The 25,727-nt window shown below is 62.4% G+C and carries 23 protein-coding genes and 1 pseudogene; 11 read left to right on the top strand and 13 right to left on the bottom strand.

Going from position 1 to position 25,727, the window contains the following annotated elements:
* Nucleotides 1-21: 21 nt before the first annotated feature.
* Nucleotides 22-393: a hypothetical protein gene (locus PO605_RS24515; protein ID WP_047472246.1), complete on the bottom strand. Its 372-nt coding sequence runs from the start codon at nt 391-393 to the stop codon at nt 22-24.
* A 204-nt stretch (nt 394-597) separates the two neighbouring features.
* Here PO605_RS24515 and PO605_RS24510 point away from each other — a divergent pair, with 204 nt between their 5' ends.
* Complete coding sequence (locus PO605_RS24510; protein ID WP_156136072.1) at nt 598-771, top strand: XRE family transcriptional regulator; 174 nt, start codon at nt 598-600, stop codon at nt 769-771.
* A gap of 144 nt (nt 772-915) precedes the next feature.
* On the opposite strand, the gene PO605_RS24505 is transcribed toward PO605_RS24510, so the two are convergent.
* The 3 genes and pseudogenes from PO605_RS24505 to PO605_RS24495 form a co-directional block, all read right to left on the bottom strand.
* A complete protein-coding gene (locus PO605_RS24505) occupies nt 916-3,342 on the bottom strand; it encodes a hypothetical protein (protein WP_156136071.1) in 2,427 nt (808 codons plus the stop codon).
* Between the two features lie 375 nt (nt 3,343-3,717).
* Nucleotides 3,718-4,089, bottom strand: a pseudogene (locus PO605_RS24500) (hypothetical protein); the annotation flags it as partial.
* A 253-nt stretch (nt 4,090-4,342) separates the two neighbouring features.
* Nucleotides 4,343-4,537 carry a hypothetical protein gene (locus tag PO605_RS24495; protein WP_156136070.1) on the bottom strand — a complete coding sequence of 65 codons (195 nt, stop codon included), beginning with the start codon at nt 4,535-4,537 and terminating at the stop codon, nt 4,343-4,345.
* Here PO605_RS24495 and PO605_RS24490 point away from each other — a divergent pair.
* Nucleotides 4,536-5,120, top strand: a complete 585-nt coding sequence (locus tag PO605_RS24490; protein WP_156136069.1) for a hypothetical protein — start codon at nt 4,536-4,538, stop codon at nt 5,118-5,120. The two genes, PO605_RS24495 and PO605_RS24490, sit on opposite strands and share 2 nt — an antisense overlap.
* Nucleotides 5,080-6,063, top strand: coding sequence for a hypothetical protein (locus PO605_RS24485; RefSeq protein ID WP_156136068.1), 984 nt, complete (start codon nt 5,080-5,082; stop codon nt 6,061-6,063). Before PO605_RS24490 ends, PO605_RS24485 begins: the two co-directional genes overlap by 41 nt.
* Before the next feature lie 15 nt (nt 6,064-6,078).
* Here PO605_RS24485 and PO605_RS24480 read toward each other — a convergent pair whose 3' ends face one another.
* From PO605_RS24480 to PO605_RS24470, 3 genes are all read right to left on the bottom strand, one after another.
* Nucleotides 6,079-6,480, bottom strand: coding sequence for a hypothetical protein (locus PO605_RS24480; RefSeq protein WP_047472250.1), 402 nt, complete (start codon nt 6,478-6,480; stop codon nt 6,079-6,081).
* Between the two features lie 489 nt (nt 6,481-6,969).
* Nucleotides 6,970-7,905: a LysR family transcriptional regulator gene (locus PO605_RS24475; RefSeq protein ID WP_047474256.1), complete on the bottom strand. Its 936-nt coding sequence runs from the start codon at nt 7,903-7,905 to the stop codon at nt 6,970-6,972.
* 223 nt (nt 7,906-8,128) lie between these two features.
* Nucleotides 8,129-8,836, bottom strand: coding sequence for a class I SAM-dependent methyltransferase (locus PO605_RS24470; protein WP_082001634.1), 708 nt, complete (start codon nt 8,834-8,836; stop codon nt 8,129-8,131).
* 358 nt (nt 8,837-9,194) lie between these two features.
* Between PO605_RS24470 and PO605_RS24465 the strand changes: the two genes are divergently transcribed.
* From PO605_RS24465 to PO605_RS24455, 3 genes are all read left to right on the top strand, one after another.
* The gene (locus PO605_RS24465) at nt 9,195-10,163 is read left to right on the top strand and encodes an alpha/beta fold hydrolase (protein WP_047474254.1); all 969 of its coding nucleotides are present in this window, start codon (nt 9,195-9,197) and stop codon (nt 10,161-10,163) included.
* A gap of 90 nt (nt 10,164-10,253) precedes the next feature.
* Entirely contained in the window at nt 10,254-11,258 is a 1,005-nt protein-coding gene (locus tag PO605_RS24460) for a tripartite tricarboxylate transporter substrate binding protein BugE (protein ID WP_013802855.1), read from the top strand.
* 163 nt (nt 11,259-11,421) lie between these two features.
* Nucleotides 11,422-12,336, top strand: coding sequence for a LysR family transcriptional regulator (locus tag PO605_RS24455; protein ID WP_013802854.1), 915 nt, complete (start codon nt 11,422-11,424; stop codon nt 12,334-12,336).
* Between the two features lie 20 nt (nt 12,337-12,356).
* Here the strand turns inward: PO605_RS24455 and PO605_RS24450 are convergent, their stop codons facing one another.
* The 6 genes from PO605_RS24450 to PO605_RS24425 form a co-directional block, all read right to left on the bottom strand.
* On the bottom strand, nt 12,357-13,334 hold the full coding sequence (locus PO605_RS24450) for a Bug family tripartite tricarboxylate transporter substrate binding protein (RefSeq protein ID WP_012205004.1): 978 nt from the start codon (nt 13,332-13,334) through the stop codon (nt 12,357-12,359).
* A 33-nt stretch (nt 13,335-13,367) separates the two neighbouring features.
* Entirely contained in the window at nt 13,368-14,873 is a 1,506-nt protein-coding gene (locus PO605_RS24445) for an acyl-CoA synthetase (protein ID WP_047474251.1), read from the bottom strand.
* The gene (locus PO605_RS24440) at nt 14,870-15,775 is read right to left on the bottom strand and encodes an SDR family oxidoreductase (protein ID WP_047474250.1); all 906 of its coding nucleotides are present in this window, start codon (nt 15,773-15,775) and stop codon (nt 14,870-14,872) included. The genes PO605_RS24445 and PO605_RS24440 overlap by 4 nt, the downstream gene beginning before the upstream one ends.
* 319 nt (nt 15,776-16,094) lie before the next feature.
* A complete protein-coding gene (locus PO605_RS24435) occupies nt 16,095-17,540 on the bottom strand; it encodes a c-type cytochrome (RefSeq protein WP_272207005.1) in 1,446 nt (481 codons plus the stop codon).
* A gap of 5 nt (nt 17,541-17,545) precedes the next feature.
* The gene (locus tag PO605_RS24430) at nt 17,546-18,133 is read right to left on the bottom strand and encodes a (2Fe-2S)-binding protein (RefSeq protein WP_047471245.1); all 588 of its coding nucleotides are present in this window, start codon (nt 18,131-18,133) and stop codon (nt 17,546-17,548) included.
* Nucleotides 18,130-21,051 carry a xanthine dehydrogenase family protein molybdopterin-binding subunit gene (locus PO605_RS24425; protein ID WP_272207004.1) on the bottom strand — a complete coding sequence of 974 codons (2,922 nt, stop codon included), beginning with the start codon at nt 21,049-21,051 and terminating at the stop codon, nt 18,130-18,132. The genes PO605_RS24430 and PO605_RS24425 overlap by 4 nt, the downstream gene beginning before the upstream one ends.
* Before the next feature lie 433 nt (nt 21,052-21,484).
* Here PO605_RS24425 and PO605_RS24420 point away from each other — a divergent pair, with 433 nt between their 5' ends.
* The 5 genes from PO605_RS24420 to PO605_RS24400 all read left to right on the top strand — a co-directional run bounded on the left by PO605_RS24420 (nt 21,485) and on the right by PO605_RS24400 (nt 25,721).
* Nucleotides 21,485-22,531, top strand: coding sequence for a methionine ABC transporter ATP-binding protein (locus PO605_RS24420; protein WP_016448088.1), 1,047 nt, complete (start codon nt 21,485-21,487; stop codon nt 22,529-22,531).
* 3 nt (nt 22,532-22,534) lie between these two features.
* Entirely contained in the window at nt 22,535-23,200 is a 666-nt protein-coding gene (locus tag PO605_RS24415; protein ID WP_012205011.1) for a methionine ABC transporter permease, read from the top strand.
* 79 nt (nt 23,201-23,279) lie between these two features.
* Nucleotides 23,280-24,089 carry a MetQ/NlpA family ABC transporter substrate-binding protein gene (locus PO605_RS24410; protein WP_047471250.1) on the top strand — a complete coding sequence of 270 codons (810 nt, stop codon included), beginning with the start codon at nt 23,280-23,282 and terminating at the stop codon, nt 24,087-24,089.
* Between the two features lie 4 nt (nt 24,090-24,093).
* Complete coding sequence (locus PO605_RS24405) at nt 24,094-24,624, top strand: cupin domain-containing protein (RefSeq protein ID WP_047471253.1); 531 nt, start codon at nt 24,094-24,096, stop codon at nt 24,622-24,624.
* Nucleotides 24,621-25,721 (top strand): DUF6817 domain-containing protein, encoded by a 1,101-nt coding sequence (locus PO605_RS24400; protein ID WP_047470774.1) that lies wholly within the window; start codon nt 24,621-24,623, stop codon nt 25,719-25,721. Before PO605_RS24405 ends, PO605_RS24400 begins: the two co-directional genes overlap by 4 nt.
* The last annotated feature ends 6 nt before the right edge of the window (nt 25,722-25,727 follow it).

Raw genomic sequence — 25,727 nt, 5'->3', positions numbered from 1 at the left:
GCAGCCCCAGTACCTGCGGGACTACCTGACGCCCCGCGCCGCCCCAGGCCCCACCACGGTGTACACATGCCCGGCCTCTTCGGCAGCCACCTTGGCAGCCTCGCTGCGGCGCACCTCCGCCTGGTCCTCGTACTCGCAGTTCATCACCCGGGCTTCACTGCCCGCGAACTCCGCCAGCGATTCAGCGCTGTTGCGAATGGTCACCAGCGCCTGCGCCACCACGTCCAGCCGCTGATGGCCCTCGGGGATCTCCAGCCAGGCCAGCGCCAGCTGGGCCAGGGCGGAAACCTCGGCACAGCCTTGCTGCACGAAGCGGTCCATTTCATGCAGTGCGGTTGCGAGCTTCTGGGTGTGGGTGTTTTCGGGGGGAGGGGATGAGGGGATGTGCTTCATGGGTTCGACTCTCCACGAAGCATTCCATTGGTGTCTGACATTGCATCTCCTTCAGAAAGGGATGATGCTTGCCGGTTTTTCTTGACGCAGATACTACGAGTTGCGTAGCTGATTGGCAGGGCGTTCAAGAAGATGGGGGCTGCCGGATGGACTTGAGGCGGGTGCCTACCAGTTTGTGGTTGGCCGCGGGTCAATCGCTATGAGCTGGGGAAACACAGACCGGACCTCCTGACCGCGCGCAAGTTGGCGGAAGTGCTCAAGGTGCCGATGGCGCTTTTCTATTCGGATACGGATGATGAGGTGGCGGAGTTGTTGCTCAGGTATGGGCAGGCGAGCAGGGCGGTGCGCAAGAGGGTGGGCGAGGTGTTGAAGAGGTAGGGCGTTCGGGTTGCGTGGAAGGCGGATTGCGACCCTTATCGATCGTTCGCTTCTGTCAAAAATTCATGATTTGAATTTAGAGCTATGAGGACACGAGAGAGGTTGCAGAAATGATGCGGGAATTTATTTGTTGCCCGTTAAATATTATTTATTCCTATTGGCACTTAATAGGATGCGTGGCTTCTCTGACTCCCAGCTGCTAATTGTTGCTGGTAAAAAATGATACGCTGGAGAAAGATCGTAATAGGCGATTTCTCTTTGCTCTTCTTGACTTAAATAATTCAAAAATAGCTCCATCTTTTCCAGCCTAAGCTTCACGCGGTCAAATCGCTTTCCATCTTTAAATAACTGAACTTCTGCATTCGCCAAATTCACCAGAGCATTGCAATGGCTTTCAGATCTCATCCCGCAATCCGTGCAAACGAGATCGATGTACGTAAAGGCCCTGTGCAGTTCATCCAGCGCAAACTGTCCAAAAGAAGTTATACGAATTGCATCAATTTCATCTGAAAACGCGTCGTGCCGGGTAGATGACTCAATCAGATTGGATGCAAGCAATTTATCTATCCAATACCGAAAATCAGTATCAGAACCGAAGACATCGGAAAAAAATCCTCGTAGCTCAGGCAGAGGAACAAATGCAGGCGAGAGTGGATCCTGGGCAACAGAAAGTCGCTTAAGTATTCTTAATCCCGTAAAGTGCGATCCCCCATCATTGGTTCGAATCTGATAGAGATTCGGGATCTTGCTATTTTTCTCGTCGTAAAAAAGGCGTGTTGGTGTCATAAGAGGCTTGATAACCTGATGAATTAGCAATTTCCATCCTCCAGCAGATTGGGCCATCTCCTGTGCATTTGTATAGCCAGATAGTATCAAGTCACCAAAAAGGTCCAACGCAAGACGGATATTTCCGTGAGCTGAGGCACTTATAAACTGATTCAAAGGAGACGCTGGGCTTCTGGAAAAATCGTTCCTGAAAACTCTGAAAAATGCAGTTATATTGTCAATTGAATGCTGCTCAATTTCTATCTCACCATATTTTATAAGCTCTAAGACGTAGTTGATTCTTTTATTAAAAACCTCATCAGGAGTAGGTGAGCTAATATGAAAAGCACTATTCTGATATGCATCGAGAAATCCGCGAATCTTAGAAGCATAAAATCTCTCTTCCCGCATAGATATAAGTACTACACATCCTAAGCTCTCGGTAATCTCGGCTGCAAGAGAGAAAGTGTAGTCTTGCAGTTCATTATCTAGTTGATCTGTATTATCGACTGCCACTATCACGCTTCTGTGATGAAGCATGTGCCATGCCACTAAACGCTGAGCCACATATTTTTCATCATTCTTCCATTCTTTGATCAGTTGATTTAAGTTTAAATTATAGGCTTCTGATTCATAGTGAAGGCCCGCCAATGACTGTTTTTGTGCTACTTCAAATCTATCTGAAAAAAGCTGCAATAGCTGTGCTCGATCTGAAGCCAATAAATTCTCTGAATCCAACTGCTTGGTCAATGACTCCCATAGAAATTTTCTTACTGAAATGGCATCCTTCGGCGAGGGAAGCATGTCAATTACAACGGGTATGCAGTTTTTCTTTAGGTAGGAAGGTGGGCGAAAATAAAGTACTTTTTTTATAAAAGTCGACTTGCCAGACCCTTTTCCACCAAATAATATTACTATATCGCCGTTTGTATTTTTGCGCATTCCATCGATAAGCCGATTAGCAAAAACTCCTCCAGAATCCATGTCTTCAGTTTCTATGATTCCATAATTTTGCATGAATGGTGAAACAGAATCTTTGATCAGAGTGCGAACTCCCATGATATTTTTGTCATGCGCTCTTTCATGCACATAACATTTTTCAACGAATTCCGAGTCATCGACATCAATTGGGCCAAAATAGCGTAAGACTATGCCCCTTATTTGCCTGGCAAGCGCATTCGAATTGATTGTCTGATTAAAAGAGACTATTCGCTCTTTGGGGAAAAATATTTCTCCACTATCAGGAGCTCCGCCTTGGAAAGCGCGTTGTAAACTATGCTGCTCTACAACAGATGTATACCCGAGAAGCTCTATAGCTTCCATGTAATTGGATTCAAACCAATCGATATCTGAAATGACTAAGGCTGACAAATCTTTCCATGCCTTGCCTTTTTGAAAGGCCTTGAAAATTATAAACTGTAGCCCATTCGTCACGAGGCCAAACTCACAACCCTCATCAGCGCAATATCGTTGTGCCTGAATAATTGCAGCCTTAGCTGTCGCAGAAGTTAGTAGTGTTTTGGTTTTTACAGCTCTGAATCTTTTTTTATAATTGAAATTTGCTGGTAAATCAAAATAAACGCCTGTTCTTTTGGCCTCGATAATGAGGGCTGGTCGTCCAGAGGTACGATTCAGATGATAGTCTGCATATCCGTCAACAGAGTTTTGTTCCATGCGGAATGACGCAATAGGCCAACCAAGGATTTCGCGCAAAATCCTATCAATGATCTGAAATCTCGTATCGGCCTCGTTTAGATCTGCTGATTTTGCGAATGAGACAATTTCTGCTGCAATGACGTGTGACATTCATATACCTCCGAACGCAAGCATAGTAGCGCAACCAAGGTGCTTTTCTCAAATAATTAGCTGTCGAGCCTGCCGGATGGTCATCGCCTGAAGCAGCTCATACGTCGAGTGTTGCTGTTTGAGTGAGAAGCTAGCGACTGTATCAAGTCGGACAATGTGGATCGCCAAGCCAACTCTCAAGAGAGGAGCAGAGTGTTGAGGCCTCGTCTCGCTTGTCAGTGGAAATGCCATCCGACATGGTTCGTGCGCTGTCTTTCCGCAAAGCACTCTTCAATGCAAACCACGCAGTCGGGCCGCTACTTCTCGCAAGAACGAAGCTAGACCGAACGGCTCCTTCTGGCCGTAACCCGTTCTCCACAGACCGCCAAAACTCTCACCCAAAAATCCTCCCTCATCCAACAGCTCAAACGCTACCTCCGGCGTCCTCTCCATCCCCCGCCGAATCGCCGCAGGAATCGCCTGCCGCGTCTTGCTGCACAGCCCGCGCATGGGCAAGACCTCGATCTGTATGCCGCGCACGGTGCGCACTTCGCTGGCGCTGGGCTCGATGCGCACGCGGATGCCTAGCTGTTCATACATGCGCTGCTCCATATGGCGCAGGTCCTGCAGGCTGGTGATCTGTTCGAGCCGCAGCAGCAGGCGCTTTTCCTCTTCCTTGGTGAGCCGTAGGATGCGCTGGTCGGCCCTGGGGTCGGCGAGCAGGGCGCTGTGATATCGGCCAAGGCCCCTGCAAACCAAGTTGGTCATTGACCTTGAATGCAAGGTTGGCAGCAACTTGCGCTTGCGGCCTTAGATATCCCGTGACAAAATCTTCCACAACTGTCAGTTAGATCATTGCCATGATCATCGCTGATGGTGGCGATACTGCAAATTGCCGGTCTTCAGAGTAAAGCACCCTATTATTCTGGTGCGCCTGCATGCGCAGGCAATAACAAAAATTTCCCCCTCCCCATGAAAATCCGCGCCACGTGGTAGCCGTGGCGTCGTTTGATGCATTGTTTCAAATTGTCGATGTTTGTCGGCGCAACGCCTGTAGCTCAATAGCAATATTCTGTTGAGTTTTTTGTTGTGAAGTATTCTTCATGGAAGGAGGCTGTAGCTGATAAAGCCTTGATAAAAATAATGCCAGCGAAAAGCTGGTGGCTTGAGTTCCACGATTTTGTTGATTTTTAATTGAAGCTCGGGAGGAGTTCATGAATCAAATAAAATTGAATGTGAAATCAAAGTATTTTGTCAATGTGATTGAAGGAGTAGCAAGTTTCGTATTGGTTTTGGCGTTTTGGTTGTTCTCGATGCCGGCTACGGCACAAATATTGCCGGTAGTCACCATCACAGATAATTTTGCCTATGGAGGCGGTTTTGGTGTTGATGGGTTTGAATTCAATCGTGGAGGGGGCGCTGGAACCGCGTTCAGTGGTTATCCACTTATGATGGGGTTTCTTAATTTCAAATCTACATCTCTCGAGGACGTGCGTTGTACGGGAGAAGCCTCTAAAGGTACAACGTCTCATGCAGATCCGAATACAAGGTGGATGGCTGCGGAGGCAGTCTTCAGAGTGGTAAGGCAGAGTTTGAATACATGGCAGAAGATCTTTGGACGTGGTACCACCCCGTGGCATGATGGAAAGTTGAGAGTGGTATATGCCGATGGTGGTTCGGAGATCTGGTTGGTAACAAGTCCTGGCATGTCGGCTGCCTTAGTTCCGTCGTCCATGCCAGGGTCTTTGAAGCTGGGTGATGGAATCCCAAAGCCTCATCATGTTTGCGGGAAATCATGAAATGAAAATCTCATTTAAATTAATTTTGGCAATCATTTTTTTATCGATGGGATTGCTTGTTGCATACTATCTTGCACAAACGTTTCAGGGGCCAAACACTAGTTTTGAAAAAGAAGTCAATTTGTCATCTGATGTAGTTGAGCAGAAAGATTCAGGGCAAGCCACGGCAGCGCTGCCTGATGTTGGTGCTTTGAATAAGCTGCCAGAAAAGAGCGATACGGGAAAAGCTATCGATTTGATGCAGAATTCCAGAGACTATCGGGCGGTTATGGAAAAGCTGGCCCAAGCGGGCACCGAAGAGGCAGGCCTGTATGCAGATACCATTTTGAAGCAGTGCTACATGATCATCCGGTCAGGAGTGCAAGGCGTAAAAACCGCATCCACCAAGCAGGATCAAGCCAAGGAACTGCTATGGTCCAGATGCAGTTCCTTCAGTTCGGATGAAATCTCGGCAGAAAGAGTTCGTCAGCTTGAAAGCGACCCTAGATTTCCAAAAGGGTTGATGGAACTTCGCAGCCAATGGAACGAGGTTGGCAGTGACTCACTCAAGCAGCAAGAAATTCTTGGCCGTATTTTTCATAAACGTGATCCGATTTTGCTAGAACAGGCTGGTCTGGGTCTGATCGCTTCACACGATGAGAAAATGAATTTGGATGGTACAGAGTTTTCTGGTGGAAAAGCTCTTGCTGCGGTAAGGAATAGCTGGATTGCGGCCGTTTGCGAAGGAACTGGATCTGACTGCGGTGGCAATGATTACTACGCTGTGGACATGTGTGCAAACACAGGTATATGCGAAAACTCAAGGTTTGAAGCATTTCGCTCGGCAACAGCCAGGGATCAAGGAGATGTTTATCTAAAGGATTTTGATTCAGCTTACCGTATTTTTGTACATGCAATCAAAACAGGAAATTCTGCAATATTCTTCGAGCAGATTAAAAAGTAGGAAAGGTGCCTGAAGTTACCCAAACAACCCCCCCTCATCCAACAACTCAAACGCCACCTCCGGCGTCCTCTCCATCCCCCGCCGAATCGCCGCAGGAATTGCCTGCCGTGTCTTGCTGCACAGCCCGCGCATGGGCTGAACTTCAATCTGTATGCCGCGCACCGTACGCACTTCGCTGGCGCCGGGCTCGATGCGCACTCTGATGCCAAGCTGCTCATACATGCGCTGCTCCACATGGCGCAGGTCCTGCAGGCTGGTGATCTGTTCGAGCCGCAGCAGCAGGCGTTTTTCCTCTTCCCTGGTGAGCCGCAGGATGCGCTGGTCGGCCATGGAGTCGGCGAGCAGGGCGTCGTGCTCGCAGATGCAGGCGCCCGGAGGGCAGGGGACTCGGATCGGAATCTGAACGGGAAAGCTCATCGATGCCCAAAGGAGAGCCGCCCCGGCCGGGGCGGTGCAGGCCATGCTAGTTCAAGGCTGCAGCGGGGCCAAGGGGAAAGTCCTGGGCGCGCCCGCTGCCTGCGTCTGCTGCCTTTTCCCCCTCCCGTATGTCCGCGCCTGCGTCGTGGCGGTTGCGGGGTTGCAAGCCTGCCGAAGGACAGGCTTGCTTCGTCATCTGACTCGCCGTGATGTTTGAGTGAAGCGCGCAGCGCGCAACGAGTTTCACGGCGAACCCCGCAGCCGCCACGACGCAGGTGGCCCCGCAGCGAAGCGAAGGGGTCGCGGACATTCGGGTCGCCTTCTTTGATCTGACCTTTCTTGGCGAATCAAGAAAGGGCAGTCGGCTGCCGGGCCGAGACCCGGCCTCGAAAAGCAATCGCCCGGCAGGGTGAACAAGTGCGCGCGGCGTTCAAATTTACAGACGCTCAGAGCCGCAACAGCGAAGTCGCATGGGTTGGCCCGCCCGCCTCACGACTTCTGACTCCTCCCATAAAGATTCTCCAACCCCGCCCACACCCTGCGCGTGAGCGGCTTGCTCTGCGCCGCAGGCCGGCGGTACAGCCGCACGTTGATGGGCACGTCCTTGTCGGGCCCGGCCGCGCGGGCCAGGCGGCCTTCGGTCAGGTCGGTCTTGACCAGGGTGAGCGGCAGCCAGGCCAAGCCCAGGCCCTGGTGGACCATGGCGTGCAGGGAGTCGGCGAGGTCGGCCTCGTAGACGGTGCGCAGGCGCGTGGTGTCGCACAGTTCGTGCAGGTGGCTGCGCAGGATCTTGCCCAGGGACATGCTTTGCGCGTAGTCCAGGTAGGGCACCAGCGGGCCGCCGCCGTGGGCGGGCAGGGCGTATTTGGGCAGTTGCGGGACCAGGGGGATGCTGACGGGGATCAGCGTGTCCTGGCCCACGGGCAGCCAGGCCAGGTGGTGGCCCTGCAGGCTGCCTTCGATGGCGGGCTGGGCGTGGCACATGAGCAGGTCCACCTTGCCTTGCAGCAGCATTTCCACGCCGTAGTCCAGGCTGGTGGTGACCACTTTCCAGCACAGCTGGGGCATGGCCTGGTTGAGGGCGGTGATGATGCCCGGCAGGACGGTGTGCGACAGCGTGCGGCCGGCCGCGATGGTGATGGTTTCGTCGCGCGTGCGGTGGGGGCGCTGCAGCAGGCCGTGGGTTTGCTCCAGGATGCCCAGCACTTCATGGGCCGAGGCCAGCAGCGTCTTGCCGGCGGCCGTGAGCGTGGTGGACTGGTGGCTGCGCTCGACCAGGGGCGTGCCCGCCCATTCCTCCAGCGCGCGGATGCGGCGGCCGAAGGCAGGGTGGGTGATGTGGCGGCGCTCGGCGGCCTTGTAGAGGCTGCCGGTGTCGGCCAGGGCCTGCAGGTCCTGCAGCAGTTTGAGGTTGAGTTCGTGCATGGCAAAGGCGAAGAAATCTGGATTGCGTTGACTTGGCGCTGTTGTTGTGCCGCAGTGAGCATGGAGTAATTAGGATTTCTTGATTTTAGAAAATGACAAATTTTTGAATGGAAACTATGAAAGCTTTCATTCAATAATCAAATCAAGAAATCCGTATGACTAATATGCTGAGAGTCAACAAGCTGTTTCTCCGTCTTCAAGCCAAAGGCAAATTCTGCTCTTGTCAAGACAGAGGGAGTTTTCGGTATATTCCAGCCCAGCTTGCAAGAATTCCCAGGCGGCCTCTTGATATGGCATGCAGTCCAGCAAGAACAATATTGATTGTCAGAATAAGGTATCGATTGAATGTGTCTCTATTTCCTTGTGGAGATGGATAATAGGATCGGTGATTTCGGATGCGCCAGCTATCGCGGAAGAACCATATCTCATTCAACATCAACTTATTTTTTGGTTTGAAGGAAACGGGTCCATTTAGAATTCCAAACATCATCCCGATACTTTGAGGTGTGTAAGGGCGGATATGTGTGTAGTCATGCCAGAACCTGATGCCCGGCATTGGCGTCAGAAGAAGCAGTGCTCCATTTTCTTCAAGCATTTCAAGATAGTTATCCATGAAAGCAATCAAATCTTCTGGAGCCATGTGCTCTACAATATGAGACATTAAAAGGAGATCATATTTTTGAGCAGGCAGATTGTCGGGTGTATATGCATTGAATCCTTCTTTGCGGAGGTTTTCAACCTGAACAGAATTGACATCGACCCCGGTTACTTCGGAAGATATGTTTTTTAATAATCGTAGATATTTTCCTTGGCCACAACCAATATCTAGAATCCTCTTTCCCTTGAAATTTGAGGAAAGAATCTGTGCAAGGCGCCGTTCTTCAAGAATCTGATAGTGAGTGCTGGAAAATAGTTTCTGAATTCTGTTCATGTTTGTGAATCCTTTTGTGGGAGAATATGGTGGCGTTTTTCGGAATGCTGGTCTTGGGTGCGTGGGAATTATTGTGAGATGATTTGAGTATCAATATTTCCCGACTTATTTCATTGTTTCGCCGAATTAAAACAGGGCGCAGTCAAAAGTAGGACTGGGAACAGAATTATGCTCAAAGTTCTGTAGCCATTTGAGGCTTGGTTCGTGCAGGCGAAGGTTGTGGTATGCGTTTTTGGGGTATGGGGTTGTGCTGATCCGGCACAGCCCCGCCGCAATCGGCACAGCACCAAGGCGGGGCATGCCTAGCATGGCGGCATGCGAGAGAAGCCCTGTTATGCCTGAAGTTTGCCTCAGGAAGATGCAAAGCCATTTCATTGGCGGTGCGCAGCGCACGGTGAGGGATCTGCCGATCCAGCACAGGGAGGTGGTGCGCAACGGCGGCGAGCGGCCGCTGGACATGAATGGCAGCTATGCCGTGGGCCAGATGTACGCCATGGAGTACCGGCTGGCGCGTCCGCGCAGCCCCCTGCCGGTGCTGCTGTGGCACGGCGGCGGCATGACAGGGGCGCAGTGGGAGTCCACGCCCGATGGGCGCCAGGGCTGGCTGTGGCGCCTGCTGGAGGCCGGCCATGACGTGGTGGTCTGCGATGCCGTGGAGCGCGGCCGCGCGGGCTGGGCGATGTTCCCCGAGATCTATGCCGAGGCGCCCGTGTTCCGCAGTGCCGAGGAGGCGTGGACGCTGTTTCGCATAGGCCATGGTGCGCCTTCGGGCGGCGGTGTGGGCGAGCCCTTCGTCGGCCAGCGGTTTCCGCATGAGAATTTTGGTGCCCTGGTGCGGCAGATGGTGCCGCGCTGGCTGGGGCATGAGGCCATGGCCATGGCGGCCTATGACGCGCTGCTGGAGCAGTTCGGCCCCTGTGTGGTGATGGGCCACAGCCAGGGCGGTGGCTTTGCCGCGCATGCGGCCATCCGCAAGCCGCACCTGGTGCGCGCCGTGGTGGGGGTGGAGCCTACGGGCATGCCGGTGGTGCAAGAAGGGCAGCAGGGGCAACAGGGGCAGGAGGGGGCGGATGCGTTCGCGCCTGCCTCGGCCATCCCGCACCTGGCGGTGTGGGGCGACCATTTCGCGCACAGCCCGCAGTGGCAGAAGTACCGCGCGCAGACCGATGTGTATTGGCAGCTGCTGCGCCGCCTGGGCGGCCGTGCCGAGGTGCTGGACCTGCCGGCCGCAGGCATTACCGGCAATTCGCATTTCTGCATGCTGGACACCAATGGCGACGAGGTGCTGGGCCGGGTGCTGGCCTGGCTGGAGCGCCTGGGCCGGTGACTGGCGGGTTACTGGCGGGTCACTGGCGGGTCACTGGCCAGTGACTGGCCGGTCCTGGTCCCGAAGAATTTCAACGAGGAGAAAAATCTCATGCAACGCCGCAATTTCATGATCCGCAGCCTGTCTGCAACCACGGCGGCCCTGGCCCTGGGCGCCCTGGCGCCCGCGCAGTCGGCCCTGGCGGCCGATGCCGGCTGGCCCACGGCCGAGCCCATCCGCCTGATCGTTCCGTTCCCGCCCGGCGGCACGGCCGATGTGGTGAACCGCCTGTTCGCGCAGCAGCTGGGCAAGGTGCTGGGCGCCTCGGTGATCGTGGAGAACAAGGCGGGTGCCGGTGGATCGCTGGGCACGCGCTTCGTGGCCGATGCCAAACCGGACGGCTATACGCTGCTGGGCGCCACGTCCAGCACGCACGGCACGAATCCGGCCGTCTACACCAAGCTGCCCTATGACGCGGTGAAGGACTTCACGCCCATCACCCAGGTGATCACGGTGCCGGGCGTGCTCAGCGTGCATCCCTCGGTCAAGGCGGCGAATCTGAAGGAGCTGATCGCGCTGGCCAAGGCGCAGCCGGGCCATCTGTCGTATGCGTCCTCGGGCGCGGGCGGGCTGGGCCATCTGGCCATGGAGCTGTTCAAGGCCAAGGCGGGCGTGCAGATCATGCATGTGCCCTACCGCGGTGCAGGCCCGGCCTTCACCGATCTGATCGGCGGCCAGGTGTCCATGCTGTGGGAGCCGCTGCCGGCCTCGCTGCCGCACATCAAGTCCGGCAAGATCCGCCCGCTGGCCGTGGCCACGGCCCAGCGCAGCAGCGAGCTGCCCGATGTGCCGACCTTTGCCGAGTCCGGCGTGCCCGGCTATGCCGTGCAGGCCTGGAACGGCCTGCTGGCGCCCAAGGGCCTGCCCAAGGACATCCGCGACAAGCTGCACAAGGCCAGCGTGCAGGCCCTGGCCGATCCGCAACTGCGCCAGCGCCTGGCGGAGCTGGGCGGCACGGTGGTGGCCAATACGCCGGAGCAGTTCGGCGCGGTGATCCTCAAGGATGTGACGACCTGGAAGCAGGTGGCCGCTTCGTCGCAGATCAGCCTGGACTGATGCGGCGGGCACCGGGGAAAGCCCTGTGTCCCGGCGCCCACGGGTGGCGGGGCCAGGCGTTGTGACGGTGCCATAGTCCGGGGGTGGCGGTCCGGGCGCGTTGCCTGCGGCCGCGCACAAGGCCGCGAACAAGGCGAACCGCCTGACCTGCCGCTCTCAAGCCATGGACATCAACCTCATCCGCAATTTCGTAGAGATCGTGGACGCCCGCAGCCTCAGCGCTGCGGCGCGCAAGCGCGATATCACGCGCTCCAAGGTGAGCAAGGAGCTCAAGTCGCTGGAGACGGCGCTGGGCGTGACCCTGCTGCACCGCACGACGCGCAGCTTTTTGCTGACGGCGGCGGGCGAGGTGCTGTACGAGCATGGGCGCAGCATCATCCAGGAGGTGGAGGCGGCGCAGGGCGCCATCGACGCGCTGCAGCATGTGGTGACGGGCTCGGTGCGGCTGAGCATTCCCACGGGCCTGGGCGAGCTGTACCTGGCCGACATGCTGCTGGCCTTCCAGAAGCGGCACCCGCAGGTGCGCATCCGCGTGCTGTTCTCCAACCGGGTGAGCGATCCCATGAGCGCCCAGGTGGATGTGGCCGTGCGCGTGGCGCGCGACGTGCAGGAGCACCTGGTGGCGCGCGATCTGGGGCCGGTGGGCTTTGGCCTGTACGCCAGCAGCGCCTATGCCAAGGCGCGGCCGTTCCACGACCCCGCCGAGATTCCCCACGGCGTGTTGCTGACGCCGCCCGGCGACGGCAAGACCTATGCCGTCTCGGTGAAAAAGGGGCAGCAGGAGATTGCACTCAAGTGCGAGCCCTGCATCACCAGCGAGCATTTCCCCTTCCTCAAGCAGTCCATGCTCCGGGGCAGCGGCGTGGCCACCTTGCCCAACTACATGGTGATGGACGAGCTGCGATCGGGCGCCGTGCAGCGCGTGTGCCCGGACTGGACGGTGTCCGGCCTGGGCGACAGGCTGTACATCATCACGGCCGAGGACCGGCGGCCCTCGCATGCCGTCAAGGTGATGACCGAGTTCCTCAGGGCCAGCCTGCTGCGCTTCGTGGAGCAGGCCGGGGAGCCCGGCCCTTAGCGCCTCGGCTCACCAGTTCTTCAGTTCTCCAGCGCAATCGCGTTGTCCGCGATCACCTTGCGCCACATCTGGCCGTCAGCGGCCAGGAAGTCGTCGAGCTGGGCCTGGGTCTGGGGCTTTCTGGCGGCCAGGGTCTGGTTGCCCAGGGCACTGGCGAACTCGGGGTTGAGCATGACCTTGTTGACGGCGGCCTGCAAGGTGTTGCGCGCGTCCGCTGGCGTGCCTGCGGGCACGGCAATGCCGAACCAGGTGGAGGCCCTGAAGCCCGGCACGCCCGATTCGGCAATGGTGGGCGTCTGCGGCAGGAACTGCGAGCGCTCGGGCCCGGTGGTGGCAATGGCCACCAGCTTGCCGGCCTTGATGTGGGGCAGGGAGGTGCCGGCCACGTCCACCATGAGCTGGGTGTCGTTGGCCATGAGGGCGGTGAGGGCCGGCGCGCTGCCGTTGAAGGGAATGTGGGTGGCGGCCACGTCCAGGCGGGACTTGATCAGCTCGGTGGTCAGCTGCAGCGGGTTGCCCAGGCCGACCGAGCTGTAGTTGAGCTTGCCCGCGTGGGCCTTGGAGTAGGCCTTGAGGTCGGCCACGTTTTTGATGCCGGTCTGGCTGTTGGTGACCAGCACCAGCGGGGCCTCGGCCAGGATGTTGGTGAGCTTCAGCTCCCGGTCGGGGTTGTAGCTGAGCTTCTTGTAGAGCAGGGGGTTGAGGACCATGCTGGCATTGCTGGCCAGCAGCAGGGTGTAGCCATCGGCCGGCGAGCGCGCCACGGCCGAGGCGGCAATCATGGTGTTGGCGCCCGGCCGGTTCTCCACGACCACGGACTGCTTGAGCTCCGTGGACAGGTGCGTGGCCAGGGTGCGGGCGAGAACGTCGACCGAGCCGCCCGGCGCATACGGGGCGATGAGCTTGATGGGCTTGCTGGGGTAGTCGGACTGGGCGAACCCGGGGGCTGCGGCTGCGGTGGCCGCAGCGGCAAGCAGCAATGCAATGGCCTTGTTCATGCGTTGTCTCCTTCTCTTTCGGTGTTGGCGGGTTCAGATCTTGCGCTGCGTCGCGCCCCAGTGGGCGTCGCGCAGCTTTCTTTTGGCGATCTTTCCGTTGTCGTCGCGGGGCAGGCGCTGGAAGACGAAGCTGCGTGGCAGCTTGTAGGCCGCCAGCCGGCCGCGCAGCCATTCTTTCAGTTCGGCCTCGGGCAGTGTGCCTGACTGGCCGGGCTCGACCAGGGCCAGCAGCCGTTCGCCGTACTCGGCATCGGGCACGCCGATGACGGCGCAGTCTGCTATGCCGGGGTGCTTGAGCAGCTCGTTCTCAATCTCGGCCGGGTAGATGTTCACGCCGCCGGAGATCACCATGTCCGAGTCGCGGTCGCAGACGTAGAGAAAGCCTTCTTCGTCCAGGTAGCCCATGTCGCCCAGGGTGATGAGGCCGCCCTGGTCCACCTTGCGGCGGGCCTCTTCGTTGCCCTTGTAGGTGAAGTCGGCATAGGCGGGCTGGCGCACGTAGATCAGGCCCACCTCGCCCGTGGGCAGGCCCTGGCCCTGCCTGTCGAGGATGCGGACTTCGGCGTCCTGCAGCGGCAGGCCCGCGCTGCCGGGGTGGGTGAGGGCCTCGGCCGAGCCGATGAAGGTGACCAGGCCCGATTCGCTGGAGGCATAGGTCTCGTTGATGATGGGCCCCATCCACTCGATCATGGCCTTCTTGACCTCGGGCGCGCAGGGCGAGCCGGTGGAGGCGATGAAGCGCAGCGAGGAGATGTCGTAGCGCTCGCGCACCTCGCGCGGCAGCCGGAGCAGGCGCACGTACATGATGGGCACCATGTAGGCCGTGTCGATGCGGTGCTCCTGCACCAGCTGCAGGAAGCGCTCGGGGTCGAAGCGCTGCTCCAGCACCACCAGCTCGCTGAGCATGAGCGCGTTCTGGAAGTACAGGCTGGGCGCGCTGTGGTAGATGGGCGCGGTCAGCAGGGTGCGCGCGCCGGGCTGCAGGCCGTAGGCGGTGGCGATCAGCGCCTGGTTCACGGCCAGGCGCCGGGGCAATTCTTCCACGGGAAACGCCTTGCGCAGCACGCCCTTGGGGCGGCCCGTGGTGCCCGATGTATAGGCCATGTGGCCGCGCGGCGCGACCAGCGGGCCGTCGTAGGGTGCCTGGGCGGCCAGCCAGGTTTCGTAGTCCAGCTCCGGCTCGCGTGCGTGGGCGACGCGCCGGGGCAGGTCCGCATAGAGTTCGCCCTTGAGGCCGTCGAGCAGGTCCTGGCTGGTGATGAGGGCGCGGGCGCCGCTGTCGGCCAGGATGTAGTCGATCTCCGTGGCCGTGAAATGCCAGTTGATGGGACAGTAGTAGATGCCCGCAATGCGGCAGGCATGGACCACGTCGGCGTATTCGATGCCGTTGCGCAGGAAGACGGCCAGCACGTCGCCTTCGGCCAGGCCCAGGCTGCGCAGGCCCTGGGCCAGCTGGCGGCCGCGCTGCTGCTGGGCGGCGCCGGTCAGCGTGCGCTGTTCGAAGACCAGGGTGGAATGGGGCGTGGCGGCGGTGCTCATGTGGGCGTGGCCTCCTGCTCCCCATCGTTGACGTTGGGCTGGTTGGCGGCCTTGGCCATCTGCCGGGCGCGCGCCCAGTCGGCATCGTCCCAGGCCTGGTATTCGGTGAAGTAGGCGCCGTTGGCCAGGGCGTCGCCGCCGTCCAGCGTGATGGTCTGGCCGTTGAGCCAGGTGTTGCCCGGGGCCAGGATGAAGGCGGCCATGTTGCCGATGTCCTCGCCCGTGCCCAGGCGGCGCGTGGGGTTGTCCAGGCGGCGGCGGTCGGCCGAGTCCTCGTTGCCGTCGATCCTGGGGCGCAGGCGCTGGCTGGCGCCCTGGGTGGGAATCACGCCCGGTGCAATCGCGTTGAACCGTATGCGCTTGGGACCCCATTCCACGGCCAGCGATTTGGTCATGGCGTCCAGCCCGGCCTTGGACATGGCCGAGGGCACGACGAAGGGCGAGCCCGTGTCCACCCAGGTGACGACGATGGACAGCACCGAGCCCGGCAGCCCTTCGGCGATCCAGCGGCGGCCCACGGCCTGGGTGACGTAGAAGGTGCCTCGGAAGACGATGTCCGATATGGCATGGAAGCCGTTGATGCTCAGGTCCTCGGTGCGGCTGACGAAGTTGCCGGCCGCGTTGTTGACCAGGCTCGTCAGCGGGCCGTGTTCGGCCCAGATGCGGTCGATGACGGTGTGCACGGCCTCGGGCTGGCGAATGTCGAGTTCATGCGCAAAGGCCTGCGCGCCCGTGTCGTTGCTCAGCATCTCGCAGGCCTGCTGCACCACGGAATGCCGCCGGCCGCACAGGTGCAGCTCGGCACCCAGCTCCGCCAGCTTGGCCGCCATGGCCAGGCCCAGCCCCGTGCCGCCCCCGGTGATCAGGACGCGCTGGCCCTGGAATAGATTGGCTTCGAACATGCTTGTCTCCTTTTGCTTTCACTCTAGGGAGACAGGGGCGGCTGGCAAAGGAGGGTGGTGGAACGCGGTTGGTTCCGTGGTGGAAACAATGGGCTTGTGTTTTGGGGCTGTGCCCCCGGCTTGTCAGCGAGTGCAGGGGGGCTCATTTCTCCCTGCCGGGTGGTTGTTTTTCGAGGCCGGGTCTCGGCCCGGCGGCCGACTGCCCTTTCTTGATTCGCCAAGAAAGGTCAGGTCAAAGAAGGCGACCCGGATGTCCGCGACCCTCCGCTTCGCTGCGGGCACGGGCATACGGGTTGGGCTCCGTAGAACAGCCGGTGTTTCACGGCGCAGCCTTGTGCCCGGCCTTTCCAGCTGCGCTGCGCAGGTCTGCCACCTGGGCGGCGGTCACATCGGCAGGCTGGCCGCCCAGGGCCGTGCGGGTGTAGTTGGCCAGGGCGGCGACTTCGCCATCGGTCAGTTCCTGCATGAAGCCGGGCATGCCGGGCAGGGGCGTGGGGCCCTGCTGGGTGGCCGGGTGCTTGGGCAGGCCGACGAGGATGGCCAGCACCAGGTTGCGGGCGTCGGCCTGGCGCACGGTGCTGTTGCCCTTGAGCGGGGGCATGGTGAGGCTGCGGCCCAGGCCCTCGCTGCCGTGGCAGCTGGCGCACAGCGCCATGTAGTGGCCCCGGCCCGCGTCCAGCGTGCCCGCGCCGTTGCCGGTGCCGGAATCCGGGGACACGGCGGCCGGCAGGGGCTGGGGCGCGGGCGGGTTGTCGCCCAGCAGGAAGGTGGACAGCGCCGTCATGTCCTCGGCCGTGAGGTACCGGGTGCTGTTGGCGATGACCTCGTGCATTTCATCGAAGGCGCTGCCGTGGGCCGAGAAGCCCGTCTGCAGGAACTGGGCCATGCCCTCGCGCGTCCAGCCGCGTGCGGCCAGGGCTTCGGCGGTGATGCCGGGGGCCGTGAACAGCGACAGCGTGCCGCCCTGCAGCCAGCGGTCCTTCTGCATCTGGCCGAACATGCCGCGCGGCGTGTGGCATTCGGCGCAGTGGCCCATGACATTGCCCAGGTACTGCCCGCGCAGCCAGGCCGGGCTCTGGCCCTGCGAGCCTACGGGCAGGGGAGCGCTGGACAGGAACAGCGTCTTCCAGCCGAACATCAGCACGCGCAGGTTGAAGGGGAAGGGCAGGGCGGGCTTGGTGTTGGGCTGGGCCACGGGCCGGATGTTCATCAGGTAGCCGTAGATCAGGTCCGAGTCTTCGCGGCTCATCAGGTGGTAGGAGGCATAGGGCATGGCCGGGTAGAGCTGGCGCCCGCCCGGCGCCGTGCCGCGGGTGACGGCGGCGTGGAATTCCTCGGCCGTCCAGCGGCCTATGCCGTGGTCCGGGTCGGGGGTGATGTTGGTGCCGTAGAGGGTGCCGAAGGGCGTGGGCAGGGGCTTGCCGCCCGCAAAGGGCTGGCCTTCCCGGGCGCCACCCATGCCACCCACCCCGTCATGGCAGGCCATGCAGTCGGCGGCGCGCGCCAGGTACAGGCCTTGGGCCAGCTGCTGGGGGCTGCGGTGCACGGCCTGCGGCTCGCGCTGTGGCACATGGGGCCGGTTGCCCCAGACGGCGGCAATGGCAAACAGCACGGCCAGCAGCAGGAGGATGAGCAGCAGCCCGCGCCAGCGGCGCCTGGGCCTGCGCGGTGGCGGGGGGCGGGCACCGCTGTAGTCGGCAGGTGGCGCGGCGGTGGCGGCGGTGGCACCGGTGGGGGCGGCTGCGCTGGGGTCGGCGGCGGACATGGCGCTCATCCTTTCAAGGTCAGCCCGGGCGTGTTCAGGACCAGGTCCTTCACGGCCGCGTAGTAGCGCACATAGCCGGTGCAGCGGCACAGGTGGGGCTGCAGCGCCTCGCCCACGACCTGTTCCACATCGGCCGCGCGGATGGGCGCCTTGGCCAGGCGCTCGACCAGCACCGTGGCCGCGATGACGAAGCCCGGCGTGCAGTAGCCGCACTGGAAGCTGAAATGCTCCAGGTACTTCTGCTGCACGGGGCTGATGGCGATGACCTTGCGCGGCTGGCCCGAGGTGCCCGGGGCTGATGGGGGCGCGGTGTCCGCACCGGCCGGGTCGGCAATGCCTTCGATGGTGCGGACCTTGCGGCCCTGGAAGTAGTGGGCGCCGGTGATGCAGGTGCGCATTTCGCGGCTGCCCTCGGGACCGTCCACGATGATGGTGCAGGCCCGGCATTCGCCGATGCCGCAGCCCAGGCGCGAGCCGGTGAGGTTCAGGTATTCGTGCAGGAAGTCGATCATGGGCATGCCTTCGGGCACGTCCATGGGGCCGACGGTCTGGCCGTTGACGGTCAGCGACAAGGGGCGCGGGACAAGGCTCATGGTGCGAGTGCCTCCCTGATCTTTTGCGGGGTCACGGGCAGGTCGTGGAAGCGCTTGCCTATGGCGTGGTGCAGTCCGTTGACGATGGCGGCGACGATGGGAATCATCACCACCTCGGCAATGCCCTTGGGTGGATCGGTGTCGGACAGCGGGGGCAGCAGCTCGGCCGTCTGCTTCCAGACCGCCACCTCGCTGCCGCGCGGCAGGTGGTAGCGGTGGAAGTTCCAGTTGCCGTCGCCGGGGCCGCCCTCGTACAGCGGCAGGGTTTCGTACAGCGCATGGCCTATGCCCATGGCAATGCCGCCTTCGAGCTGGCCGTGCACCAGCTCGGGCACGATGGGCCGCCCGCACTCCATGATGGAGTGGTGGGCCAGCAGCTCGACCGCGCCCGTGCCCGTGTCCACCGCCAGCTCGACCAGGGCCGCATTGGCGCTGTAGTAGGTGACGCCCGCGTTGTTACGCTGCATGGGCGGATAGAACAGGTTGCGCCGCGCAATCATGCGGTAGCCGGCGGCGCTGCGCCGCGCGGTGACAGAGGCCTCGACGGGCGTGGCCGCCTGCGGCGTGTCGCTGGTGTCAGGGGCCGGCGTGACTGCGGCAGCATCGGGCGCGCTGCCCAGGCGCACGGCCAGCGCGTCCAGCGGCCGGCGCGCGCTGGTGCCCAGGATGTCGAAGTCGGCCTCGGCCCATTGCCAGCGGTTGAAGGTATGGCCCACGGCGCCCGTGACCAGCTGCATGGCATGGGCCTTCTGGGCCAGGGCCTGCAGGGACAGCGGCTGCATGCCGTTGGCCGTGAGCATGCCGTTGACCCAGCGCGCGTCCTCGCGGCGCACGACGTAGGGCGCCTTCTGGCCGCCGCCCGTGCCCTGGCTCCAGATGGCGACGGCGGCCGGCCACAGGCCGTGCTCGAAGACCACGCGCGCCGTCTCGCTGGTGGCGTGGCTGTAGTAGTAGGCCGAGTTGCTGGCGCTGGCCGGCGAGGCGTAGACCGGCGTCCACAGCGGCCGGGCGGCGAAGCGGTCCTGGTCGGCCTGGGGCATGGTGTAGTTGTCGCCCTCGGCCTTGAGCGGCAGCTCGGGCCAGTCCAGGCAGGCGGTCTGCAGCTCGTCGGCGGGCTTGCCGAACCATTGCACGCACAGCTGGGCCTGCGAGGTGCCCATGCCCGTGCCGATCTCGGTGCCAGAGTGGTGCAGCAGCACGCGGCCCTGGGGCGATATCTCGATGCGGGCGAAGGCCGCCTCGCCGCCCGTGCCGAAGTCCTTTTGCACGCAGGCAAAGCCCACGCCGTAGCGCTGGCCCGGGTGGCTGGCCTCGTAGGCGGTCTTGCGCTTGGCGCGCTCGGTCCACAGCGGGTGACGGCGGGCGCGCTCCAGCACCTCGTCGGCGCGCAGGGCGCCAGCGGCAATGGCGCCCTGGGTGTTCTTGGCGCCCGAGGTCAGCACGTTGCGCAGGCGCAGCTCGATGGGGTCGATCTGCAGCAGTTCGGCGATTTCGTCCACCATCATTTCGGTGGCCGCCATGCTCTGCAGCGTGCCGTAGCCGCGTGCCGAGCCCGCGTCCAGCGCGCGGCTGGCCAGGGCCACGGCGGTGATGTCGTTCTTGGGAAAGTAGTAGATGGACTGCGCTGCCGTGCCGCCGACCATGGCGACCGAGGGCGAGAAGTTGGCGCGCCCGCCGCCATTGGCCGTCATGTTGGCCACCAGGCTCTGGAAGAGGCCGGTCTTCCTGTCGATGGCCATGGTGTAGTCGATCTCGAAGGCATGGCGCTTGAGCGAGGACTGGAACTGCTCGAACCGGTCATTGGCCAGGCGCACGGGCTTGCCGTCCGCATACAGCGCGCAGACCAGGCCGTAGTAGGGCATGGGCGCGTGGTCCTTGGAGCCGTAGCCCACCGTGTAGCACGGGTGCACGAAAAGGCGCTTGAGCGGGAACCTGCTGGCCTGCACCATCTGCGCTGCCCATTCGGCCACTTCGTGCGGCGATTGCGTGGCCAGCACCATGTGCAGGCTTTGCGTGGCCGCGTCATACCAGCAGTTGGCGTTGTCGGGCTCCAGCGCGGCCGTGTCCACCGATTGCGTGGCGTAGTGGCGCTGCAGCACCAGCCAGTCGGCGGGCGGCGTGGCCAGTTCCTGGGCGATCTGCTCGGCCGCGCGCAGGCCGCGTGCCGTGACCGCGTCGGCCTTGGAGATCTGCGGCCAGACCAGCGGCTTGCGTTCGGCGGGGAACAGCGGGGCATCGCGCAGGCTGGAGAACACGTCGTCGTCAAAGGCCGCGGCACCGCCCTGGCGCACATAGCGGAACACGCCCCAGGGCGGACGGTCCAGCGCGCCCGTGATGCGGCCGTAGCGGATGACGCTGGCCGTGGCCTGCAGCCTTTCCTTGGCAAAGCGAAAGCGCGCGAAGTCGTGGTAGATGAGGATGGCCACGGCCTGGCCCAGGTAGGCGGGGGTCTTGCCTGCGGGCAGCAGCATGTCTTCGCCATAGAACTCGGGAAAGGCCAGGCCGTCGCGCGCCAAGTCCTCGGCCGTGACCACGCGGTCGGGCGCCAGCTCGCCGTCCAGTGCGGAAAGGTCCATGCCGTCGAACAGCCGGTCGGCCAGCGTGGTGCGCACGATGAAGGCATGGGATTGCTGCTGTGGCCAGTGCGGCATGTCGCGTGCGCGGATGTCGCGGGCGAAGACCTTGGCGCCCATGACCTTGGAGCGGCCATCGAGCCGCATGCGCGGCAGCTGGGTGGCCGGCTCGCGGGCCACGCTGCCCAGGACGCGATCTTCAAAGAGGGCTGCATAGGCCTGGCTGGCCAGCGGCGCCACCCAGACGCTGACGCCTGCGATGCTGGCGGCCTGCAGAAAGCCGCGCCGCGACAAGGGAGCCGCGCCGGCCTGGCTGCCGGCGCCGGAGTGTTGTTCTGGGCGCATGGCGCTCTTCTCCTGTGGGGTTGAGCCCACTGTAGGAGGGCGCATGCCGCGCGGCCTGTCAGCAAAGGCTGCTTCTGGCGTCAGCGCGGCGGCAGCGGCGGGTGCCTGCCATCGTCAAAAGCAGGAGCGGGCCAGGGCCGCCAGGCCGCGACGGCAGCGTGCCGGCCATACTGTCAATCAGACGCCGCCGCAAGAAGGGCCTTGCCTCAGTGCTCCGTGGCGCCGCGCATAGCCCGGCAGGGTCAGGGAGTGTCCACATTCAGGCATAGTTGAGGGTTGTGCAGAAAGTAGTGAAGTCCCGGGCATAACCGGAGCTTCTTATTACTTAATTTTTTTATAGTTTGCGTTTTTATACGCGCAACCTATATTTGCTCCCACTTCCCAACAATGCGCAGCGGCGTCCCCAGGCCGTCCTGCGCCGCGGCGTTTTTTCATGATCGAGATTCGGGATCTTTCCCTGACCTACAAGGGCCCCACCGGGCCCGTCCATGCCTTGCGGGGCATCAACCTGCAGATCGAGTCGGGCGAGGTGTTCGGCATCATCGGCCGCAGCGGCGCGGGCAAAAGCTCGCTGGTGCGCTGCCTGAACCTGCTCAACCGTCCCACCTCCGGCCAGGTGCTGGTGGGCGGCCGGGACCTGATGCAGCTCAGCGATGCCGAGCTGCGCACGGCGCGCCGCGACATCGGCATGGTGTTCCAGCATTTCAACCTGCTGTCCTCGCGCACGGTGTTCGACAACGCCGCGCTGCCGCTGGAGCTGGCGGGCATGTCGGCCGACGACATCAAAAAGCGCGTGGACCCGCTGCTGGACCTGGTGGGCCTGAGCGCGCTGCGCGACCGCTATCCGGCGCAGATCTCGGGCGGGCAAAAGCAGCGCGTGGGCATTGCGCGCGCGCTGGCCAGCCACCCCAAGGTGCTGCTGTCGGACGAAGCCACCTCGGCCCTGGACCCCGAGACCACGCGCTCCATCCTGGACCTGCTGCGCAAGGTCAACCGCGAACTGGGCCTGACCGTGGTGCTGATCACGCACCAGATGCAGGTGATCAAGCAGATCGCCGACCGCGTGGCCGTGATCGACGGCGGCGAGATTGCCGAGCTGGGCCCCGTGATCGACGTGTTCACGCGCCCGCAGCAGGCCATCACGCGCAGCCTGATCGACGAGATCGTTCCCCAGCAACTGCCCGAGTCGGTGGCCGTGCGCGTGAACGCGCTGGCCGCCCAGCTGGCGCCCGGCCAGCAAGGCCGGCTGCTGCGCCTGTCGTATGCGGGCGAGAGCGCCTACCAGCCCATCCTGTCGCACCTGATCCGCGAGCTGGGGCTGGACCTGTCCATCCTGCATGGGCAGATCGACGAGATCCAGGAGCAGACCTTCGGCTCGCTGGCCGTCTTCGCCAGCGGCGATGCGGCAAAGATCGATGCCGCCGTGGACCATCTGCGCGCCACCGGCGTGCAGGTGCAGATCGTTTCCACCAGGGATTGAGCGATGTTTGAGAATTTTTCGGAAATGATGCTGGAGCTGTTCGTCAGCTCGCTGTGGGAGACCATCATCATGGTCGGCGTCTCGGGCCTGGTGGGCGGCCTGATCGGCATTCCCCTGGGTGTGTTCCTGCGCCTGACCGACCACGGCGGCGTGCTGCAGAACGGCCCGGCCAACAAGATCGTGGGCTGGATCGTCAATGCCCTGCGCTCCACCCCCTTCATCATCCTTTTGGTCGCCATCATCCCGCTGACGCGTCTGATCACGGGCTCGTCCATCGGCACCTGGGCGGCCGTGGTGCCGCTGACCATTGCGGCAGCCCCCTTCGTGGCGCGCCTGGTGGAGACCGCGCTGCGCGAGGTGGACAACGGCCTGGTGGAAGCGGCCCAGTCCATGGGCGCCACCACGGGCCAGATCGTCTGGAAGATCCTGCTGCCCGAGGCGCTGCCCGGCATCGTGGCAGGCCTGACCATCAGCTTCGTGAGCCTGACCGGCTACTCGGCCATGGCCGGCGCCATTGGCGGCGGCGGCCTGGGCGACCTGGGCATCCGCTACGGCTACCAGCGCTTTTTGCCCGACGTGATGCTGGCCGTGGTCATCATCCTGATCTTCTTCGTGCAGGCCATCCAGAGCCTGGGCGACTGGGCGGTGCGCAGGTTGAGCCACCGCTGATCCACACACCCCGGCGGCCGGTGCGGGTGGCGTGGCCGGGGCGGCAAGCTGCCGCGAGATTGTCTGAAAGAGGGATTCCATGAAAAAGCGCGCATTGCTTCAATCGCTGGCCCTGGCCGCCGTCCTGCCCCTGGCGGGAATGGCCGCGCTGCCGGCCCATGCGGCCGACGGCTCGGTCACCATCGGCGTGACCTCGGGCCCGCATGCCCAGATCGCCGAGGTGGCCAGGAAGGTGGCCGAGAAGAACGGCCTCAAGGTGAAGCTGGTCGAGTTCGGCGACTTCATCCAGCCCAATGCGGCGCTGTCGCAGGGTGAGCTGGATGCCAACATCTACCAGCACCAGCCCTTCATGGACGCCCAGAACAAGGACCGAGGCTACAAGCTCGTGCCCGTGGCCCGTGCGGTCAACCAGCAGATGGGCGTGTACTCCAAGAAGATCAAAAGCCTGGCCGACCTCAAGAGCGGTGCGCGCGTGGGCATTCCCAACGACCCCACCAATGGCTCGCGCGCACTGATGGTGCTGGCCGCGCAAAAGCTGATCGAACTGAAGACCGGCGCGGGCGCCCGTGCCTCGGTGCTGGACATCACGGCCAATCCGAAGAAGCTGAGGTTCGTCGAGCTGGAGGCCGCCCAGCTGGCGCGCTCGCTGGACGATCTGGACGCCGCCGCCGTCAACAGCAGCTACGCCGTGGCCGCAGGCCTGTCGCCGCAAAGGGATTCGCTGGCGCTGGAAGCCACGGACACGCCGTACGTGACCGTGCTGATCGCCACGCGCGCCGGCCATGAGAAGGACACGGGCCTGCAGGCCTTCGTCAAGGCCTACCAGTCGCCCGAGGTGCGCCAGTTCATCGACACGCAGTTCAAGGGCGCCTACACGGCGGCCTGGTAAGACTATGGGCGCCCTCGCATCCCACCGGGTTTCCGACGCGGATTTCGTGGCCGCCATCGGCGTGCAATGGCAGCACCGTCCGCTGGCGCCCGAGCCCGGCCTGGCCGCGCTGCTGGCGCAGGCCCAGCTGGATGACGGCGGCAAGGCCACCGTGGTCCAGGCCGTGGGCATGCTGGTGGTCGACGAATGCGTGGCCCATGGCTACCACAGCATGGACCTGGTCGTGCTGCACCCAGGCACGCCGGGCCTGGACGAGGCGCTGGAGCGCTTCGACAAGCCCCACACCCATGCCGATGACGAGGTGCGCTACATCCTCGAAGGCGAAGGCCTGTTCGGCTTTTTTGATGCCCACGGCGAAGAGCGCGTGCTGCGCGTGCAGCCCGGCGACTACCTGCGCATACCGGCCGGCGTGGAGCACCGCTTCACGCTGACCGCCACGCGGCGCATCAAGGCGCTGCGCCTGTTCGCCGATACGGCGGGCTGGGTGGCGCAATATACCCAGCGGCCTGCCGCTGCCATGGAGGTACCTGCATGAGCCTGCCTGTCCCGACACTGTTCCAGACACTTGACGAGGCGCTGTTCACGCGCGCCCAGGACCTGCTGGACGAGGAATGGCTGGCCAAGGATGCCGACCTCGCCCCCGTGCTGCCCGTGGTGCTGGCGCGCGGCGTGGGCCAGGACTGGCACAAGGCCGGCACCTTCCGCCACCACCTGGCGGGCGTGGCGCGTTCGCTGGCGCTGTGGCGCCAGCCGCGCGACATGCGCCTGCTGGGCCTGCTGCACAGCGTCTACGGCAACGCCTTCGTGGACCTGGTCAAGTTCGACGCGGGCAGCGAGCGCGGCCGCCTGCGCGAGCTGGTGGGCGAGGGCGCCGAGCACCTGGTCTACCTGTTCTGCACCATGAGCCGCACGCAGTTCATGCAGAAGATCCTGGCCGGCGACCTGGCCGAAGACGGCTCCATGGCGCTGGAATCCGCCGGCCGCAGCCAGCGCCTGAGCGCCTATGAGGTGGCGGCCTTCACCATCGTGAGCATGGCCGATGCCATGGAGCAGTGGTTCAGCTGGCAGGAAGACATCTATTCGCAGTTTCCGCAGGTGCAGAACCAGCGGCAGCAGGGCGTGCACTGGGCGGCCTCGCTGTGGCCCGGTCCCATGCGGCCTGCCAGCCGCATGCTCAGCCAGATCAGCGACCTGGGCCGTGCGCTGCAGCACCCGGCGCTGCGCGCCCAGCTGCCGCTGCCGCCGGTGTTCGACCATTGCAGCCGGCAGCTGTCGCCCGGCGACGAGGCCGCTGCCGTGTCGCTGTACTGGTCGGTGATCCAGCTGGACCAGCCGCTGGTGGACCTGGACGCCGCCACGGCCGTGCTGGAAAGCGCCGTGCGCCTGAACCCCTGGGTGGGCGAGCCGCAGATGGTGCTGGCCCAGCTCTACCTGTCTGCCGGCCGCGCCGACGACGCCGCGCGCGCAGCCACCAGCGCGCTGCAGTGCTTCAGCGGCTGGGGCAATGCCTGGGACAAGCGCGTGCAGTGGGACGCCTGGATCGCCTGGACGCGCATCCTGCTGCAGTCGGCGCAGCAGGGAAGCTGGCCCGAGCGTCTGGACAAGCTCAACAACCTGGCCCTGAAGGGCTGAGATGCA

It is taken from the genome of Delftia sp. DT-2 (genome assembly GCF_028401915.1).
GTDB lineage: Bacteria > Pseudomonadota > Gammaproteobacteria > Burkholderiales > Burkholderiaceae_C > Comamonas > Comamonas tsuruhatensis.
The sequence above is the reverse complement of the archived record's forward strand: the minus strand, read 5'-3'. Positions and strand labels throughout refer to the sequence as shown.

What these genes read in the sequence shown, in the direction of transcription:
- PO605_RS24490 (WP_156136069.1), top strand. Translation starts at nt 4,536, where the DNA reads ATGAATCAAATAAAATTGAATGTGAAATCAAAGTATTTTGTCAATGTG.
- PO605_RS24400 (WP_047470774.1), top strand. Translation starts at nt 24,621, where the DNA reads ATGAGCCTGCCTGTCCCGACACTGTTCCAGACACTTGACGAGGCGCTG.
- PO605_RS24455 (WP_013802854.1), top strand. Translation starts at nt 11,422, where the DNA reads ATGGACATCAACCTCATCCGCAATTTCGTAGAGATCGTGGACGCCCGC.
- PO605_RS24445 (WP_047474251.1), bottom strand. Translation starts at nt 14,873, where the DNA reads ATGAGCACCGCCGCCACGCCCCATTCCACCCTGGTCTTCGAACAGCGC.
- PO605_RS24480 (WP_047472250.1), bottom strand. Translation starts at nt 6,480, where the DNA reads ATGAGCTTTCCCGTTCAGATTCCGATCCGAGTCCCCTGCCCTCCGGGC.
- PO605_RS24505 (WP_156136071.1), bottom strand. Translation starts at nt 3,342, where the DNA reads ATGTCACACGTCATTGCAGCAGAAATTGTCTCATTCGCAAAATCAGCA.
- PO605_RS24415 (WP_012205011.1), top strand. Translation starts at nt 22,535, where the DNA reads ATGTTTGAGAATTTTTCGGAAATGATGCTGGAGCTGTTCGTCAGCTCG.
- PO605_RS24515 (WP_047472246.1), bottom strand. Translation starts at nt 393, where the DNA reads ATGAAGCACATCCCCTCATCCCCTCCCCCCGAAAACACCCACACCCAG.
- PO605_RS24475 (WP_047474256.1), bottom strand. Translation starts at nt 7,905, where the DNA reads ATGCACGAACTCAACCTCAAACTGCTGCAGGACCTGCAGGCCCTGGCC.
- PO605_RS24470 (WP_082001634.1), bottom strand. Translation starts at nt 8,836, where the DNA reads ATGAACAGAATTCAGAAACTATTTTCCAGCACTCACTATCAGATTCTT.
- PO605_RS24430 (WP_047471245.1), bottom strand. Translation starts at nt 18,133, where the DNA reads ATGAGCCTTGTCCCGCGCCCCTTGTCGCTGACCGTCAACGGCCAGACC.
- PO605_RS24495 (WP_156136070.1), bottom strand. Translation starts at nt 4,537, where the DNA reads ATGAACTCCTCCCGAGCTTCAATTAAAAATCAACAAAATCGTGGAACT.
- PO605_RS24450 (WP_012205004.1), bottom strand. Translation starts at nt 13,334, where the DNA reads ATGAACAAGGCCATTGCATTGCTGCTTGCCGCTGCGGCCACCGCAGCC.
- PO605_RS24465 (WP_047474254.1), top strand. Translation starts at nt 9,195, where the DNA reads ATGCAAAGCCATTTCATTGGCGGTGCGCAGCGCACGGTGAGGGATCTG.
- PO605_RS24435 (WP_272207005.1), bottom strand. Translation starts at nt 17,540, where the DNA reads ATGTCCGCCGCCGACCCCAGCGCAGCCGCCCCCACCGGTGCCACCGCC.
- PO605_RS24405 (WP_047471253.1), top strand. Translation starts at nt 24,094, where the DNA reads ATGGGCGCCCTCGCATCCCACCGGGTTTCCGACGCGGATTTCGTGGCC.
- PO605_RS24485 (WP_156136068.1), top strand. Translation starts at nt 5,080, where the DNA reads ATGGAATCCCAAAGCCTCATCATGTTTGCGGGAAATCATGAAATGAAA.
- PO605_RS24440 (WP_047474250.1), bottom strand. Translation starts at nt 15,775, where the DNA reads ATGTTCGAAGCCAATCTATTCCAGGGCCAGCGCGTCCTGATCACCGGG.
- PO605_RS24460 (WP_013802855.1), top strand. Translation starts at nt 10,254, where the DNA reads ATGCAACGCCGCAATTTCATGATCCGCAGCCTGTCTGCAACCACGGCG.
- PO605_RS24410 (WP_047471250.1), top strand. Translation starts at nt 23,280, where the DNA reads ATGAAAAAGCGCGCATTGCTTCAATCGCTGGCCCTGGCCGCCGTCCTG.
- PO605_RS24420 (WP_016448088.1), top strand. Translation starts at nt 21,485, where the DNA reads ATGATCGAGATTCGGGATCTTTCCCTGACCTACAAGGGCCCCACCGGG.
- PO605_RS24425 (WP_272207004.1), bottom strand. Translation starts at nt 21,051, where the DNA reads ATGCGCCCAGAACAACACTCCGGCGCCGGCAGCCAGGCCGGCGCGGCT.